Below are 17,191 nucleotides of genomic sequence, written 5' to 3'. Positions count from 1 at the left end.
TATGTTTTGGAACACGCCATGAAGTTTATTAACGACCGGGTTTCCGCCTTCAATTTAGGCGATATTTTTGTTAGCGGCTCCGAACAACTCGAGTTGTTAAATAATGAACGGGGTGTACGTTATCGGGATGCAGCCCACATTGCTCTACCCGATGGTGAAGCTTGGATTTTTGATTATGGAGTCATCATTTTCTGGGCCGTCACCGAAGACGAAAGAATGGCATTGCTTAACCGTTTACAACTGGAAAATCATCAGCTCCATTCCGACAATCAGGAGCATTTCCGTTTTGTCACCGGCGGTAGTGAATTGCGCATTAGTCAGGATAAAATTGTGCTCGCTGATGATGATGTACTAAGTCGCCTGGCAATTAGCCATGCATTAGCTCAGTCGTTAAAGCTAAACGAGTACGAATCTCAAGCTCAGCAGACGATTCAAGCATACGCACATCTACCCCATGCTTTAGCCGAGACGGGTAAAATCAAACTCAGTCGTCAGGAAATAGCCAAAATACGGGGTAATCTATTCAGCACCAAAAGCGATATTATCCTGCACTATGAATTACTGGATACCCCCAACTTTTTTTGGGAATATCCAGAGTATGAAGCCATTTACAATGTCGCGGCGCGTTACCTGGAGATCCATCCACGGGTAGAAATACTGTCAAAAAAACTGTCTACCATCCACGAGCTATTCGGTATGCTGGCTGATGAGCAAAAACATCAACATTCCGCTTTTCTGGAATGGATAATCATCATTTTAATTGCGATCGAGATTGTGATGTTTGGAGCCCAGGAAATTCAGGCTATGTTGTAACAACATAGCCTGATGATTTACGCCGCCTAAAGCGGCCTTTCCATGCGAAAAGCATCTTCTCCGTCAGCGTAATAACCGCTAATCTGCTCAACAGGATTGAAACCAAATTTTTGATACAACGCCTGCACTTTATGCTGACTAGCCCTCACTTCCAGTCGTACTCTGGTATAACCGCATAGTTTAATATCAGCTAGCATTGTTTCGATCAGCCGGTTGGCGACCCCCATACCTCGATACTCAGATAATACAGCAATGGAATACAGTCTCGCCGGTCTGGGTAACTGGGGTAACAACACCATGCAATAACCCGCCAATTTGTTGTCTCTTTCCAGCACCCAGGTTTTCGCTTTTGCTTTATCAAGCAAGTAACGCATTTGCCGCAGAGGAATCTGGTCAGTGGAAAAGCTATGCTGCTCAATATCATCCAATTCCTGGGCATCATTCAGCCTTGCCAGGCGGATACTCATGATTATTTTTCGCGTCCACGCTGTTCAAGTCGATGGGCAAATTCTTGCATAATAATTTTATATAGCTCATTGCCCAAATACGCATCTTCTACTTTACTATCGATGCTGGGATTATCGTTCACTTCAATCACGTAAACCTGATTGCCTTTTTGTTTGATATCCACCCCATACAACCCGCGACCAATAATACTACAAGCACTCAGAGCTGCATCCAAAACAGCTTTGGGCACCTCAAAAGTCGGTAAAGTTTCAAATCCGCCTGCCGAGAAACGTTTTGCGCCATGATTATAAATCTGCCAATGCTTGCGTGCCATATGATAGCGGCAGGCATAAATCGCCCGACCGTTTAGCACGCCGATACGCCAGTCAAAATCGGTATACAGGAACTCCTGAACCAGCACCAAAGCGGTGCTGAGCAATAATTCGTCCAGCTTACTTTTAAGCTCGGTGCGATCATCCACTTTAAACACACCTTTTGAAAACGAGCCCTCAGGCATTTTAAGTACAATCGGATAGCTGAATTCCTGTTCGATATAATCCAACTCTTTGTCGCTACTGCCTATAATCACTTTGGTTTTCAGTGAAGGTACCTTGTTATAGCTAAACGCATCATGCAAGAAAACCTTGTTGCAACAACGCAATATTGAAGTGTAATCATCAATGACCACCAGACCTTCCTGTTCAGCCTTGCGCGCCAACCTGTAGGTGTGGTGATCGATTGCCGTCGTTTCGCGGATAAATAAGGCATCATATTGTGCAATCTGACTAAATCGAACGGCACTCACTGTTTCTGCGTGGATGCCTTCTTTAGCGGCCGCCTTGATAAACTGTTTGATGGCCTCTTTATCGCTCGGCGGATGAGGTTCATCAGGATTAACCAGAATCGCCAAATCCCAGCGCTGACGACGCTGTGAGCCTCCATGTCGCCACACATTTCGCGTAAAAGCTAACAAACGCTGCTGAAACTGCTGTTGTTGTTCCGTATCGAGCTGGTTTAACGCTGAACGTCGCACCTGAATACGCATACCGTTATGATCTTTTAAAATCAGCAATTTCAATATAGGTGACGGGTATTTCTCAAACGCCTGTCGGGCAATTTTTTTCCAGTCATCCTGAGCCGTCCAGCCAAAAAACACCATAATTTCAATCGTTTTACCATCAACAACATTGGCGATTTGTTCAGTAGGTATAGTCACCAGTATGCCGGAAAGACTGTCGTTAGACATATCCCGCAAGTCGTTGATGGTACCGACATTAGGCAAGACTTTGTGACGTCTTGCTTCAGCTAGCAATGAGCAATAATAACCACAACTTAGATAGTGTTCTGTATCACATAAATTAATAACGCGGGTTTTAGGCTCGTTAAGCTTCGGATAATCAGCCAAATAGCTTTCAAAACTGATAACGGTTAGTTCGCTATCATCCAGCAAGAGGTTTGTATTGTCTGCAACAATAATCGTTTTATTCATCTCTAAACTCGTTTATGGAGACATAATACTGAGCACTGCGTCAGCGGCAATAGGCACATCGTTAGGTCAGGTTTACCGGCAAAGTCAACTATCACCGAGCTTGTAGAGAATTGTCTTATAAAAAGTAGATTCATTAATACCTTACCTGCCTTTATATTGTGCTGAATATCACCTATTTGCCAAACAGGCAATAGATAAAATCTCACACACATGTTAAACAATTAAGGGTAGCGAATAGTTTGTATGACGGAAAGGCAGCCGAATATCAGTCTGAGGTTAAAATAGATTTTTCGGTAAGGCAGGAAATACACAAAAGCCGTTTACCCGGGTAAACGGCTTTTCTTCGGCCAAATGACATTTGGCAGTGATAATAAACGTTAAAATGCCATGTTATATTGGGCTGAAAACAACCAGGCATTACCTTCGGATTCAAATTCCCAAACCCCGCCCGAATTATCTGTTTCGCTAAAGGTTTGTTTATCGCCTTTTAAATACGCTACAGCGACATCAATCGAAGAATCGTCTGCCAGTTTATAGTTAACTCCGGTAGTCAACCACAATCGATTTGTATCTGGAATAGAGATAGATAAATGTTGTTTCGACGCTGTTTTATCATAGGCGATTCCAGCTCGTAATTTCACATTTTGGTTCAGCTGGTAATCGGTACCAATCGCATAACGCATTGCATCTTCAAAACCTTCTTCTTTGGCAAACACTTGTCCATCGTCAAAACGATCTTCAAGCTCAGAAGAATACGCTTGCAATGACTCGAAGCTGCTCCAGTCAGTCCATAAAATACTGTAATGTAACCCAGTTTCGTCGCTAAACTGATGACTGCCTGAAAACTCGAGCGTTGCAGGCAATTCCAACTCCAGACTGCCCGCATAATCTTGGCCATTTAAGCCACTATCAAGCAAGCCTGGAATGTAGGGTAAGTCATTACTGATATGTCCCTTGAAATTAATATCGCTAGCCGCTCGATAGTGCAAGCCTAGTCTATGACCAGGCGCTAAATCATAAGCTACACCTATATTCCAGCCGAAGGCGTTGTCATCCCCTTCCAGATTAACCGATTCAGTCTCAGCCGGTATGTTTACACCATTCATCGCAAGGACATTGCTGATATCACCGAAGTGGCGGATGATTTGTGCTTCGGCATAAATATAACTGATGCCGCCACCTATAGTGAATTGCTCATTCAGTTTATAAGATAAGGCAGCGTTTAGATTAATAGTCGTTATATCACTTTTGCCCGCTAACTGGCCTGCCGCATAATCGGACGCAAATTCGGTAGACAACCCGAAGTTGGAAAACACTCCCAAACCAAAAACCAATTTATCATTTATGGGGGAAATAAAATAAGCCGCGGGAACAAAAGCACTGTCTGCAATGCTGTCGTCATCCATGGCACTGGTGTTGGAATATACCGGTGCACTAACACCTTCCAGACTCACGTCTGGTTTAACATAGGTGGCTGACAGTGATAACTGCTTGCTGGTGAACTGTGCCATTAACGCCGGGTTACGCGCGATAACGGACGCATTCTCTGCGATTGCAGCTTCACCGGCAAAAGCACGCCCCAAACCAGACGCACTGTGTTCGGCGAGTTGAAATGCAGCGGCGAAGGTATCCAAAGATAAAGTAGCCAAACTGACTGCCAGAAATGTCTTTTTAAGCATGATAATGTTCTCTTTCTACTACTAAATGAAAAATTTTAATTAAACGGCCGAAGCCTGAAAGAACTAACAAAACTTACCAGTATTGTTATACCAATCCGTACTAATGAGTGACCATTCAGGATGCATCCAACGCTTCTTGAACAAGGCGTCGCTATGCAGGAATGTCCATTCCTGCATAGCGAGTTTTTAAACAGGGCTTACTCTGCGTTGCTCGAACTCGAAAGAGCACTACTATTCCGTCATTCATGCACCTTGATTAAGCCTTTTTAATTCTATCTGGGCGATCATTTATTAGTACGGATTGGTATTATTAAACTATAGGCAATATATAGGGGTGAGCAATACTATCAGTAATGATTCGGTCACCGGCAAATCAATAAAAAACCCGTTGACATTCTTTTAATATCAACGGGTTATCTTAAAATGGCGGTGAGGGAGAGATTCGAACTCTCGTTAGGGGTTAACCTAAACACACTTTCCAGGCGTGCGCCTTCAGCCACTCAGCCACCTCACCAAATTCTATAATATCAGCACATCTATTTGTTGTATCGATTATGTGCTGGCGCCCTTATCGTGCGCGCTACGCCGGACATCCTGTCCTTCGCCTTTCAGGCCAGTGTCGCTTCGCTCCGCTGTTCCATTTTGTTCCGGACAAAATGGTCAGCCACTCAGCCAACCCGGCAAATTCTTTTGCACAATCAAACCATTATGCGAGCGCCGCGTATGGTAGGGAATTCAACCCATTGAATCAAGCGTTATTATCGACAATTAGCTAGTTTGCTGCATATTTCAGCAATCAGGCATTGCCCTTTAACTTAATTTTAAGTTGTGTGGAGAAGTCCAGCATGCGGTCCAGTGGTATCAAGGCTTTCTGGCGTAAGTCTTCATCGACAAAAATCTCATGCCCCTGACTATCTGTAAGAGCTTTCTCAATCGCCTGTAAGCCATTCATCGCCATCCAGGGGCAGTGCGCACAACTGCGGCAAGTTGCACCATTTCCGCCTGTTGGGGCTTCCATAAAGGTCTTGTCGGGACAAAGTTGCTGCATTTTATAAAAAATGCCTCGATCTGTTGCAACAATAAAGGTCTCGTTCGGCAAGTTTTTGGCGGCATTAATCAACTGGGTGGTGGAACCAACAGCATCGGCCATTGCCACAATATGTTCCGGCGACTCTGGGTGAACCAGTATCGCAGCTTCGGGATATTGCTGTTTAAGTTGCTTGAGTGCTTTGGATTTAAATTCATCGTGAACAACACAGGCGCCCTGCCACATTATCATTTCGGCGCCGGTTTGCTTTTGAATATAGGCTCCTAAATGGCGATCGGGTCCCCACAGAATTTTCTTCCCTTGAGAATCAAGATGTTCAACAATTTCTAGCGCTATACTGGAAGTCACCACCCAATCAGCTCTCGCCTTAACTGCAGCGGATGTATTGGCATACACCACAACGGTATGATCAGGATGAGCATCACAAAATTCACTGAATTTATCTGCAGGACAGCCCAAATCCAGTGAACAAGTAGCCTCTAGTGTCGGCATCAAGACTTTCTTTTCCGGACTCAGTATCTTGGCCGTTTCTCCCATAAAGCGGACACCCGCGACAATCAATGTTTGCGCATCATGATCGCGGCCAAAACGGGCCATTTCCAAAGAATCAGAGATACAACCGTTGGTTTCTTCGGCCAAAGCCTGGATTTCAGGATCGGTATAATAATGCGCCACAAGGACGGCATTTTTTTCCAGCAACAGTGCCTTAATCCGAGCTTTATATTCTTTCTGCTCAATATCACTTAACGGCTTCGGTTTTGGAGGAAATGGATACGCTAACGTATCAATTTGAACGGCCTGATTCATACAACGACTCAAATAGCTTCAAGACTGGCAATTATAACGAATTGCCTGATATTTTGAAATGAACTTGTCATATACAAAGATTAAGCTGATAGATTAATCTGTTATTTACGATAGCGGGATAGGTAGGCGAAATGATCAAAGATAAGTGGTGGGTCGTGCTGGATTCGAACCAGCGACCAATTGATTAAAAGTCAACTGCTCTACCAACTGAGCTAACGACCCACATTTAAATTCTTTATTCTTTACAACTCACTGCCGGTGCAGTTGACCTTTAATGTCACCTACTCCGTGAGCTAACGACCCACTAATCATGATTGATTTACTTCAATCTTAAATTTAAACCGTAACGCGACGCTAACGGAACAAATGGCGATGGCGCCAAATATCACGTAATCCATAGTGTTACCTTACAGATCACGCTAACTGGTCTACCAAGATGCAATATCTACATCTGCTAAATCACCAATTAAAGTAAAAAGTGGTGGGTCGTGCTGGATTCGAACCAGCGACCAATTGATTAAAAGTCAACTGCTCTACCAACTGAGCTAACGACCCACTTAGTGTGTCTGGAATACAGACGCTGAAAATACATCGGGGACAAAAGGTGTCGATAAGATCATAAACTTTCTTATCCGGTTTGATAAAATCACAGGCTGATAGTAAACCTTCTGTTTATCACTACCTTAAACATTGGTGGGTCGTGCTGGATTCGAACCAGCGACCAATTGATTAAAAGTCAACTGCTCTACCAACTGAGCTAACGACCCGCTTTTAAACCCTTTAAACTTTACAACTCGTTGCCGGCGCAGTTGACTTTATGTCACCTACTCCTTGAGCCAACGACCCGCTCTGTCTGTCTCAACGGCGGCATATAATACTTATTTATGCCCCCGGCGCAACCTAAAACAGTTAAAAAAAGCAGATAAGCGTGTGTTTGCTGAAAATACCAACAAAAGTTCGACTTATTTCAGACTTTTTAATCGGCTATCAGCTAATTTTGCGGCAGTAGAGCCTGTATATTGGTCAACAACCTGGGAAAAAAGTTGTTGTGCCCGGGGTAGATTATTTTGCTTTTGAGCGATCATACCCAGTTTTAACAAAGAATCTGCACGCTTGGTTGAGTCAGGATAGTGACCGACTAAATAATTAAAACGCGCTTCCGCACCTGACCAGTCTTGCTTATTAAACAACAGCTGTCCCAACCAATAATAGGCATTAGCCGCATAGGTTGAGTTAGGAAATTGAGTCAAAAACTTCTCAAACTCTGCAATAGCCTGATCATAACGTTTATCTTTCAGGATAAGGTTAACGGCGTTGTCATACGCCTGACTCTCGCCTACAGCAGATTGGTTGCCAGATGGTGTATTGGTTTGAGGATTAGCAGGTAACATCGGAGTGGAATCCGGTTTCTGCATAACCGACTGGATGCGTTTATCTATTTCCTGATAAAGCTCTCGTTGGCGCTCCAGAATCTGTTCCAGCTTGTGCGTATGTAACTCGACTGTACCTCGTAACTCATTCACTTCATCTTGAACCGTATCCAACTGTTGCTGCAAACGTTGCTGCATGTCAGTACGCGTCCCTACCATTCTTTCTAGTGTGGCAAGGCGCTGTTCAAGGCTACCGCTGTTAACGTCCGTTACAGGCGCAGGAGCCGCATAAACTGCGGCTCCTGTTACCAACAAGGACAATAAAACAATATTGTGTTTAATCATCCCAATCTCTTAGTTTTGATAAACCAGAACTCCACGACGGTTTTCAGCAAAAGCAGATTCTGAATGTCCTGTATTAACCGGTTTTTCTTCGCCGTAAGAAACAACAGAAATCTGGCTTGGGCTGACACCGGCATTTTGCAAGTAAGTCGCTACAGATTTAGCGCGACTCTCACCTAATGAAATATTGTACTCAGGTGTACCACGCTCATCACAATGTCCTTCAATGACAATATTGACACCATGATGCTTAACCAAAAAGTCGGCGTGTTTGTCCAGAATAGGGTAATAATCAGAACGTACAGTTGCACGGTCAAAGTCGAAATAAACAACCTGTTCATTTTCCAAGGCAGCAATGTCTTCGCGCATTTGTTCTTCAGCGCTCATGACAGGCTCCATAGAACCCATTTGCACACCAGAATTCTGGTTCTCGGTTGATGACTCCATTGCAGAGTCATTTGATTCTGCTTGCTCCTTCACACCAGAACTGGATGAACATGCCATCATCGTCATTACTGGTAACGCAATAAATAAGCCTTTTAACACTTTGTTAAGTTGCATCCTGTAGATCCTTATCGTTATTCAAATTGTTTAATAATTACTACTATCCAGCCTGATAGTACTGAATAGTGACAATATTTATCGCAAAAAAGGCGACCAGCTAGGTGATTTAACTTCGCCATTTGCAGCTGGTAAACGGGCTTTAAATCGTCCATCCAGCGAAACTAATGACAACACCTGTCTCCCTCCATGCAACGTACTGTACATGATCATACTACCGTTTGGCGCAATACTTGGCGATTCGTCCAGTTCAGTTTTTGTTAAAACCTGTATTGCTCCAGACTGGACATCTAATCTGGCGATATGGTAATTGCCACGAGTTCTATTTACCATCACCACTTGACGGCCATCAGGTGTAAACACCCCACCTAGATTCATTTCGCCGTCAAAAGTCAGACGCCTGACTTGTCCTGATGCTAAATTTACTCGATAAATCTGTGGTTTACCACCCCGTTCCGAACTAAAAATGATGCTTTCTCCATCTGGTGCCCAACTCGGTTCGGTATCAATGTTACGGTTTTTAGTCAATCGGCGCATTTGCTTACTCGCCAAATCCATTATATATAGCTCAGAATTACCGTCTTTAGATAGCACCATCGCCAGTTTTTTACCGTCGGGAGAAAACACCGGCGCTCCGTTTATGCCAGGAAACGAGGTTAACTTGGTTCGGCTCATGGTATATATATCTTGTACATAAATTTCGGATTTCTTGTTTTCAAAACTGACATAAGCCAATTTATTACCATCCGGAGACCATGAAGGTGACATCAGCGGTTCCCGCGAGCGTAATAACACAGATTCGTTAGCACCGTCATAGTCAGCAACCACTAGCTGATAGGGATACTCGTTAGTCGCTCTGTCACGCACAATAACGTAGGCTATACGGGTTAAAAATGCACCACGAACGCCGGTCAGTTTCTCATATACAACATCGCTAATACGGTGGGCATATTGGCGGAACTGGTTACCGTTGATGACCGTTTTACGGCTATCAAGAATATGATCATTGGATTTAATCAGCCGTCCATTGCTTAGCATTTGCGACTGTCCACCGGTAATCTGGCCACGCAGTACATCGATAAGTTCAAACGAAACCACATAGCGGTCAATAGACTCCACCTCAATTTTACCCACCAACACGGCCTCGACACCAGTGGAAGCCCAAGCTGCATAATCCACATCCGCATCTTCACCGGGAAACTGTGGCATGTTGGCAGTATTGATGGGATTAAACTTCCCGCTGCGACGCAGGTCGGCAGCGACGACATCGGCGATAGTGCCGGGTAATTGGCCTTGTCCGCTGAATTTAAAAGGAACTATTGCTATAGGTCTGGCGGTATCGACACCTTCCGTTATCACAATTTCCAATGCAGCATGACTGGTCAGAGTGAAACAGGTACAAGCAAGAAGACATATCTTTACAAGTGCTTTGAACATTATAGCTCCGGTTCTACAGTTAAATTAATATCACGTAATTGTTGATAAATATCCGGATCAGATGATACCGGTAAGGTTTCTGATTTCAATACTGCTCGTCGAGCGGCATCGCATACAATACCATCTCCTCCCAACACACTGACATTAGTCACAAATCCGTTGGAAGCCAACCGAATATTTAACCGGCACTTTTTACCGTTCATCGAGTCGTCTACAATGAGGTTACGTTGAATAGTATTATAAATCAGTGCTTTATATTTTTGTACTTCAGACAAAACCTGACTACTCCGAGCCCGTTGGCGGCTAGCCATTTCGGCTTGCAACTGCTCCTCCATCATACGCTGCTGCTCTGCCTGTTCTTTGGCCAACTGTTTTTTACGCTCAGCTTCCTTGCGTTCCTGTTCTTGTTTTTGTCTAGCAATTTCTTCCCGCTTCTTGCGCTCTTCCTGCTCTTTGCGCTGACGTTCTTTTTCCAGCTCAGCAGCCTTTTTCTTATCTTGCTCTTTCTTAATTCTGGCTTGTTTGGCTTTTTCCTGCGCACGGCGATCATCTTCAATTTTTTGTTTTCGTTCCTTTTCGCGCTGCTGTTTAGCCAGCTCTTCACTGCGCTTGCGCTGTGCTTCGGCTTTTTTATTATCCTCTATTTTCTTGAATTTTTGTTCGATGACCGCCTTGTCGACTACCGTTGCGTTAATAACCGGCTGGCTAACGGTCATCGGCATTTCCGGCGTTGAGCTGAAATCAAAGCTAAGCATTAACAGTACAACCACAACTATATGCAGGATACCGGACTTAACTACCGCGCCACTGAATGTTTTTTGACTCATTTTTGTTCCGATGAATCCGTCATTAATCCCACGGAAGGCACACCAGCGCGCTGCAATAACACCATCAATTGCACTACCTGACTATAGGACACAGCGCCGTCGCCGTTAACCACCACGGGAATATCCGGATCTTTTTGCAGTTGCGCTGCGACAATAGTGGCTAAATCCACCGCCGACATGGCTTTATCCTGAGTGTCACCAATATTCAGATAGTAATTACCCTCTGCATCAACAGATGCCACCATTGGTGGTTTACTATCTTCATCTAGTGCTTCTGCTGACGCTTTGGGTAAATCAACTTTTACGCCTTGCGTAATCAAGGGCGCTGTTACCATAAAAATAATCAATAACACCAACATCACGTCTATATAAGGCACAACGTTGATTTCCGATACGGGTTTGCGTTTTTTGCGTACATACATAAACTATCCCTCCCGCACAACACCTTCAGATGACAAAGTTTGTCGGTGCAGAATGCTGGAAAACTCCTCCATAAAGTTACCGTAATTATTCTCCAGCTTTTCTACCTGATTACTAAATCTGTTGTAGGCGATGACGGCCGGAATAGCAGCGAACAACCCCATCGCAGTGGCGATAAGCGCCTCAGCAATACCTGGCGCAACCATTGCCAAGGTGGCTTGTTGCACCTCACCCAAGGCAATAAAAGCATTCATAATCCCCCAAACCGTACCGAACAAACCGATATAAGGGCTTATAGAACCGGCGGTGGCCAAAAAAGGTAAGCTATTTTCCAAACGGTCAACTTCTCTGGACAAGGCTACTCGCATGGCCCGAAAGGTACCGTCCATCACTGCACCTGATGGAGTAGAAGGACTTTTGCGTAAACGGATAAATTCCTTGAAACCGGCACAGAACAAGCTTTCCATGCCCATAATGACCTGACGGGCGGAAATTTCTTGATACAGTCGATTCAAATCCACACCGGACCAGAATTTATCCTCAAACTTGCGCATTTCCCGGCGGGCGTTATTGAGTATTTTACTGCGCTGAAAGATAAACGCCCAGGACACCACTGACGTCATTAATAACAACAACATCACCAGTTTTACCAATAAACTGGCTTGCCAGAACAAGTCAAAAAAAGATAATTCAGCAGACACTTAGCAGTTCCTCTTTGATGTTTTTTGGAATAGCAACCGCACGCATTTGACTCAGATCTACACAAGCGACATACACAACGGCACTAACCAAAAGTTCATTATTATGATTGTAAATTGTTTGTTCAAATATCAGGCTGGCCCGATTTAACTTTGTAATTTGGGACTCGATGTTGAGTAACTGGTTAAATCTGGCAGGACGATGATTATCCATTTCGACACGACGCACCACAAACCCCAAATTATCAGCCAGCAATACGTCCTGCTCTATACCCAAATCCCTGAGCCACTCTGTTCTGGCTCGTTCCATAAACTTGAGATAGTTAGCATAGTAGACAATACCACCTGCATCGGTGTCTTCATAATACACCCTCACTTCATACTGATGCACTGAACCCATACGACCCTGTTCAAGGTTAATTAGTTGCATATTAAGGTAACATAAAATATTGGCTTTGTGAGCCAGCCTATCTGAGCAAAAAGCTGTTTTAGTTCAAATTGTTAATAAGCGAATAGACACGAGTGATAACAATTAATTTACACAAACACCACAAAAATCACAGATTAAGATTCTAATCAACACATATTCTAATAGAACAAATAACACACAGAAATTATATCCAATTGTATTTTATACAAAAAATAATAAATTCGAGCTTGTTAAATATACTTTTGAAGTAAAATTAATAAAAAATGAATTAGAAAAACTAATGAATAAAAGATAATTTTTCTCGTTTGAGAATATGGCGGCCGTCGATATAATGGTCTTGTTTTCTGAGCTAGCGCAACGATGTTAACCCATCATAGCCAGATTCATCAGTTTATCATCCCCTGTGATAAACAGACATGTTCCCTGGAATTTTTTTCCATTAATCAACTTTGTTGTTTTGCCCGCTCACCCGAGCGGGCTTTTTTTTACCTGCGATCCAGCTCTAGACTTGCAATTGTTTATTAATTGGCAAATCTCGGATCCTTAAACCGCTGGCGCGAAAAATTGCATTGGCCAAACTGGCTGCCACAGGCGGTACACCGGGCTCTCCAACGCCACCAGGAGGTGCATCAGATTCTACTATATAAACAGACATAGACGGGCATTGGGGCATTCTCAATTGGGGGTAATCATGGAAATTGGATTGCACTACTGCGCCATTTTGATAGGTAATTTCCCCCATCAATGCCAATGAAAGACCAAAGTTCATCGCTCCTTCCATTTGTGAGCGCACTCTATCCGGGTTAATCACTGTTCCTGCATCAGTCGCCAAATGCATATCCAGCACCTTAACCGCACCATTTTCCACTCTGACCTTAGTGGCTACCGCACAATAGGTGACAAAACTTCGATGTACACTAATTCCCCAGGCTTCATTTTTTGCTGTAGGTTGGTCAATACCGGCTTTGTCAGCAACAAGATTCAGTACCTGCCTGAAACGTTTAATATCAATCGGAAAGGTTTCTTTCGGATCACCATAATTATTAAATGCAAAACCTTGCTCGGTAGGATCGACCAAACGATCTTCACCTAATAACTGTAACCACATATCTCTTGGGGGGATTCCGGCCTTATCGGCAATTTCGTCTACAAATGAGCCCAATGCAAAGCCATGGTGAATATTGCTGACCGAACGCAACCAGCCGATCCGGGTATGCGCTGTAGACTTGTGGGTTTCACAGGACAAGTCACTAATTGCAAAGGGCACATCACCAAACCCCAATGACAGTTCTCCATCAGAGGGTTCATCAGTGGTACCGGTAAAGGTCCAACTTATACTCGGAAAACAGGTTCGTTGTACCCAGCCTGAAACCTTATTGTTGCTATCCAGTCCCGCCTGATAAAATTGTGAACTGATGGCATGATAATAACCATTACGAATATCATCTTCGCGGCTCCAGGCGACGCGCACCGGTTTACCGGTTGCCTTGGCCAGAATGGCTGCTTCTACCGAGAAATCCGGTTTTGATTTTCTACCGAACCCACCGCCCAGCAAAGTCACATTGACTTTTATGTTGGCCTTATCCATACCCATAATTTCAGCTACCGTTGACTGGGTGCTTTGTGGTGTTTGCGTACAAGCCCAGATTTCCAGTTTACCGTCTTTAAAAACCGCCGTAGCTGCTGGCGGTTCCATCGGCGCATGCACCAGATAAGGTACGTTGTACTGTGCAGTAATTTGCTGACTGGACTTTTTAATGGCGGCATAGGCATCGCCTACATGACGAATAACCTTGCCCTTGTGTTTAATTCGCTGTTGCATATCAGCATGAAAATCCGCCGATTGATGATCCTGATTATCCCCGACCTGCCATTCAATTTTGAGCTTTTTCCTGCCCTGTAGCGCTGCCCAAGTATGGGTGGCCATCACGGCTACACCAGGTAAAGACTTAAATCCAGCAGGCATCTGCTGGTCCGGCATTCTATAGGTCTGCACCACGCCCTTAACTTTTAATGTTTCACTATCATCAAAGCTAGATAACGTTGACCCCAGTACTGGCGCTCGTTCGATACTGGCATATAGCATTCCCGGTAATTTCACATCCTGTCCATACACAGACTGGCCGGTGACAAATTTATGCATATCGACACTGGCTAACCCTTTACCAATATAGGTGAAATCTTTTTTAGCTTTTAACTTCAATTGGTTTTGCTCAGGAGCATCGAGCAATGACGCGGCACGTGCCAGCTGGCCGAAACGCAGGGATTTATCGCTTGGCCGATGAATAACCTGGTGATTTTTGGCCATCACTTCACTAACCGGCACTTGCCATTGGTTAGCTGCAGCCTGTTCCAGCATCATTCTGGCTGCTGCGCCCATTTCACGCATAACCTGATAAAAATGACGCATAGAGCGCGAACCATCGGTATTCTGGCTACCGTATTGTTCATTAGCCAACCCTTGCACAACCTTGACCAGCTCCCAGTCTGCCATCAATTCATCGGCCACTACCTGAGGTAATCCGGTTCGGATCCCCTGCCCCATTTCACTGCGATGACAAACGATATTAACAGTGTTATCGGTGTTGATACTGACAAACAGATTTAATTCGTTAGCCGTCGACTGAGCTGCCCAAGCTGGCGCCCACCCCGGCATTGTTGTTGCCAGAACCAGGCCGGAACTTCCTATTCCGGCGATTTTAAGAAACTGTCTACGACTCACATTATGTAATGCGTTCATAGGATATCTCCCACATTTTTAGCAGCCGCTTTAATCGCTGCTTTTATGCGAGGATAAGTCCCACAACGACAAATATTGCCCTGCATATGGTTGTCGATGTCTTCATCAGACGGATTGGGGTTATTTTGTAGTAACGCTACCGCACTCATGATTTGACCAGACTGGCAATAACCACACTGTGGCACATTATGTTCGCTCCAGGCTTTTTGTACCGGATGAGAGCCAGTATCGGATAAGCCTTCAATGGTAGTGACCGATTTATTGGCGACCGCCGACATCGGTAAGGTACAGGAACGCACCGACTGCCCGTCCAGATGCACTGTACAGGCACCGCACAACGCCATGCCGCAACCATATTTAGTGCCAGTCATATCAAGTATATCCCGGACCACCCATAGCAAAGGCATATCAGGCTCTGCGTCAACATCGACCGGTTTATCGTTTAAGGTAAAAGTGATCATTCTAGTTCCTCTTTTTGCATCCGTTGCCAATGTTGCAAGTCGCCCCGGGTATCAATATCAAAGGCTGCCTGCTCAAAGGGTATAGTGGTTGTTCTATGCTGATTCTGCTGAATAATTTGCCTCGCTCCGATATCTCCACGCAGCTGTTTCAGACCGGTAAAATCTTGTATAGCAAAGATAGCAGGCACCCCCATATGTTGCCCGTAAAGGGTGGCAATAATATTATCCGGGTATTGTTCCGCCGCCCGGAGCATATTAGCGAGATGGACATCATCAATCCCTACCTGATCCGCTAACCCTATCAATATATGGGTGTAACCCTCTCGCAGTTGTTTTATCGCATCCGCGATACTTTGCCCGATCCCACGTTGCCATTGACGAGAATAGAGTGTTTGTATTCTTTCGGGTAAAGCCTCGGCAATTTGTTGGTGATTGGCACCAAGCACCACATACAAATCTGCGCCGTTAATTTGCTGAAATTGCCGGACTACACAACATATCATGGGTTGACCATTAATCATCGCCAGTTGTTTAACACCGTTAAAGCGACGGCTTTCACCCGCAGCCAAAACAATGATAGCGACTTTCATCAGCTACCCCACCCGGTAAGAACTTTGCTTATCGACTGACCGTCAGCCCGATATAAAAAGCTGTGTATCTCGGCAATCATTGCCAATGCAATGGACTCGGGCAGATCGCCACCTAGTCGTAACCCTACCGGATTCGCTAAGGGTACATTAAATTGCTGGCGTGATAATTGGGCTCGTTCCAGTACCTTGTCAGTGCGATGCACCGGTCCCAAAATCCCCAAATACTGCGCCGGGCTCTGCTGAACTAGCGCCAATGCCTGAGCATCCAAATCGACACTATGCGTCATAACTAGCGCAGCATTGATACTTTTAAACCAGTCCGCGTTATTTTGTTGAACGATAGAATCGTGAATAACCCGTGTCGCAGACTTAAAATATGCCGCTCTACCGTTGGCAATTCTGGGATCGCACACCGTCACTTGCCAGCCTAAGGTTGCCGCCAAATTCACTACCGGGCGCGCGTCAACTCCGCCACCAAATACCGCCAAGTGTACAGGGGGGGTCAGGTAATGAGTAAGTACAGCTGTATCCCCGAGCTGTGACAACCGGCATGGTTGGCCAGATTCAGTTAAAAGGGATAGTTGTTCTAATTCGAGTAGTTGGTTATCGGGTGTACTTTCATCCAGATTCTGACGATAACCACAGGCCATATCCCGACTTAAATGCTGATAAACCTGTTGTAACTGCAAGTAATTTTGCGACGCGAGTATCGGCTGCAGTAATATCCGCACCATCCCCCCACACCCCAATCCAAGTTGCCAGGCGAGATCGTCTTCTTCACGCATATCATATTCAATTAAACGGTTTTTATGCGTGTCCCAACACTGCCTGGCTTGCCGCATAATGTCGGCTTCCAGACAACCACCACTCAGTAAACCAAAATACTGGCCCAGACTGTTAATCATCATCATCGCGCCGGGTTTACGGTAGGTGGAACCATCAGTTGAGACTATTGTTGCCAGCACCCAGTCAAGTTGATCTTTTTGGGGCAACCATTGCTCCAGTAATTTGAGAAACTGATTCATACGGCAA

At 44.7% G+C, this 17,191-nt stretch carries 16 protein-coding genes and 4 tRNA genes; 1 reads left to right on the top strand and 19 read right to left on the bottom strand.

The window, feature by feature from the left end:
* Nucleotides 1-18: 18 nt before the first annotated feature.
* Nucleotides 19-813: an RMD1 family protein gene (locus tag V1467_RS06765; protein ID WP_416308034.1), complete on the top strand. Its 795-nt coding sequence runs from the start codon at nucleotides 19-21 to the stop codon at nucleotides 811-813.
* 26 nt (nucleotides 814-839) lie between these two features.
* On the opposite strand, the gene V1467_RS06760 is transcribed toward V1467_RS06765, so the two are convergent.
* The 19 genes from V1467_RS06760 to V1467_RS06670 all read right to left on the bottom strand — a co-directional run bounded on the left by V1467_RS06760 (nucleotide 840) and on the right by V1467_RS06670 (nucleotide 17,184).
* Nucleotides 840-1,280, bottom strand: coding sequence for a GNAT family N-acetyltransferase (locus V1467_RS06760; protein WP_416308033.1), 441 nt, complete (start codon nucleotides 1,278-1,280; stop codon nucleotides 840-842).
* A 2-nt stretch (nucleotides 1,281-1,282) separates the two neighbouring features.
* Nucleotides 1,283-2,749, bottom strand: a complete 1,467-nt coding sequence (locus V1467_RS06755; RefSeq protein ID WP_416308032.1) for a RimK family protein — start codon at nucleotides 2,747-2,749, stop codon at nucleotides 1,283-1,285.
* 377 nt (nucleotides 2,750-3,126) lie between these two features.
* Nucleotides 3,127-4,431 carry an outer membrane protein transport protein gene (locus tag V1467_RS06750; protein WP_416308660.1) on the bottom strand — a complete coding sequence of 435 codons (1,305 nt, stop codon included), beginning with the start codon at nucleotides 4,429-4,431 and terminating at the stop codon, nucleotides 3,127-3,129.
* A 421-nt stretch (nucleotides 4,432-4,852) separates the two neighbouring features.
* Nucleotides 4,853-4,942, bottom strand: a tRNA-Ser gene (locus V1467_RS06745).
* A 282-nt stretch (nucleotides 4,943-5,224) separates the two neighbouring features.
* A complete protein-coding gene (gene nadA, locus V1467_RS06740; protein ID WP_416308031.1) occupies nucleotides 5,225-6,283 on the bottom strand; it encodes a quinolinate synthase NadA in 1,059 nt (352 codons plus the stop codon).
* Between the two features lie 146 nt (nucleotides 6,284-6,429).
* Nucleotides 6,430-6,505: transfer RNA gene (locus tag V1467_RS06735), tRNA-Lys, on the bottom strand.
* 257 nt (nucleotides 6,506-6,762) lie between these two features.
* Nucleotides 6,763-6,838, bottom strand: a tRNA-Lys gene (locus tag V1467_RS06730).
* Between the two features lie 136 nt (nucleotides 6,839-6,974).
* Nucleotides 6,975-7,050: transfer RNA gene (locus V1467_RS06725), tRNA-Lys, on the bottom strand.
* A gap of 195 nt (nucleotides 7,051-7,245) precedes the next feature.
* Nucleotides 7,246-7,998, bottom strand: coding sequence for a tol-pal system protein YbgF (ybgF, locus tag V1467_RS06720; RefSeq protein WP_416308030.1), 753 nt, complete (start codon nucleotides 7,996-7,998; stop codon nucleotides 7,246-7,248).
* Nucleotides 7,999-8,007: 9 nt separating this feature from the next.
* A complete protein-coding gene (gene pal, locus V1467_RS06715) occupies nucleotides 8,008-8,556 on the bottom strand; it encodes a peptidoglycan-associated lipoprotein Pal (protein ID WP_416308029.1) in 549 nt (182 codons plus the stop codon).
* A gap of 78 nt (nucleotides 8,557-8,634) precedes the next feature.
* On the bottom strand, nucleotides 8,635-9,993 hold the full coding sequence (gene tolB, locus V1467_RS06710) for a Tol-Pal system beta propeller repeat protein TolB (RefSeq protein WP_416308028.1): 1,359 nt from the start codon (nucleotides 9,991-9,993) through the stop codon (nucleotides 8,635-8,637).
* Entirely contained in the window at nucleotides 9,993-10,820 is an 828-nt protein-coding gene (tolA, locus tag V1467_RS06705) for a cell envelope integrity protein TolA (RefSeq protein WP_416308027.1), read from the bottom strand. Before tolA ends, tolB begins: the two co-directional genes overlap by 1 nt.
* Entirely contained in the window at nucleotides 10,817-11,242 is a 426-nt protein-coding gene (gene tolR, locus V1467_RS06700; RefSeq protein ID WP_416308026.1) for a protein TolR, read from the bottom strand. The genes tolA and tolR overlap by 4 nt, the downstream gene beginning before the upstream one ends.
* Nucleotides 11,243-11,245: 3 nt before the next feature.
* On the bottom strand, nucleotides 11,246-11,941 hold the full coding sequence (gene tolQ, locus V1467_RS06695) for a protein TolQ (RefSeq protein ID WP_416308025.1): 696 nt from the start codon (nucleotides 11,939-11,941) through the stop codon (nucleotides 11,246-11,248).
* The gene (gene ybgC / locus V1467_RS06690) at nucleotides 11,931-12,368 is read right to left on the bottom strand and encodes a tol-pal system-associated acyl-CoA thioesterase (protein ID WP_416308024.1); all 438 of its coding nucleotides are present in this window, start codon (nucleotides 12,366-12,368) and stop codon (nucleotides 11,931-11,933) included. Before ybgC ends, tolQ begins: the two co-directional genes overlap by 11 nt.
* A gap of 502 nt (nucleotides 12,369-12,870) precedes the next feature.
* Nucleotides 12,871-15,108, bottom strand: coding sequence for a molybdopterin cofactor-binding domain-containing protein (locus V1467_RS06685; RefSeq protein ID WP_416308023.1), 2,238 nt, complete (start codon nucleotides 15,106-15,108; stop codon nucleotides 12,871-12,873).
* Complete coding sequence (locus tag V1467_RS06680) at nucleotides 15,105-15,569, bottom strand: (2Fe-2S)-binding protein (protein WP_416308022.1); 465 nt, start codon at nucleotides 15,567-15,569, stop codon at nucleotides 15,105-15,107. The genes V1467_RS06685 and V1467_RS06680 overlap by 4 nt, the downstream gene beginning before the upstream one ends.
* Nucleotides 15,566-16,159, bottom strand: coding sequence for a nucleotidyltransferase family protein (locus tag V1467_RS06675; RefSeq protein WP_416308021.1), 594 nt, complete (start codon nucleotides 16,157-16,159; stop codon nucleotides 15,566-15,568). Before V1467_RS06675 ends, V1467_RS06680 begins: the two co-directional genes overlap by 4 nt.
* A complete protein-coding gene (locus V1467_RS06670) occupies nucleotides 16,159-17,184 on the bottom strand; it encodes an XdhC family protein (protein ID WP_416308020.1) in 1,026 nt (341 codons plus the stop codon). The genes V1467_RS06675 and V1467_RS06670 overlap by 1 nt, the downstream gene beginning before the upstream one ends.
* Nucleotides 17,185-17,191 lie beyond the last annotated feature (7 nt).

The organism is Neptunicella plasticusilytica, from assembly GCF_047922965.1.
Lineage (GTDB): Bacteria > Pseudomonadota > Gammaproteobacteria > Enterobacterales > Alteromonadaceae > Neptunicella > Neptunicella plasticusilytica.
The sequence above is the reverse complement of the archived record's forward strand: the minus strand, read 5'-3'. Positions and strand labels throughout refer to the sequence as shown.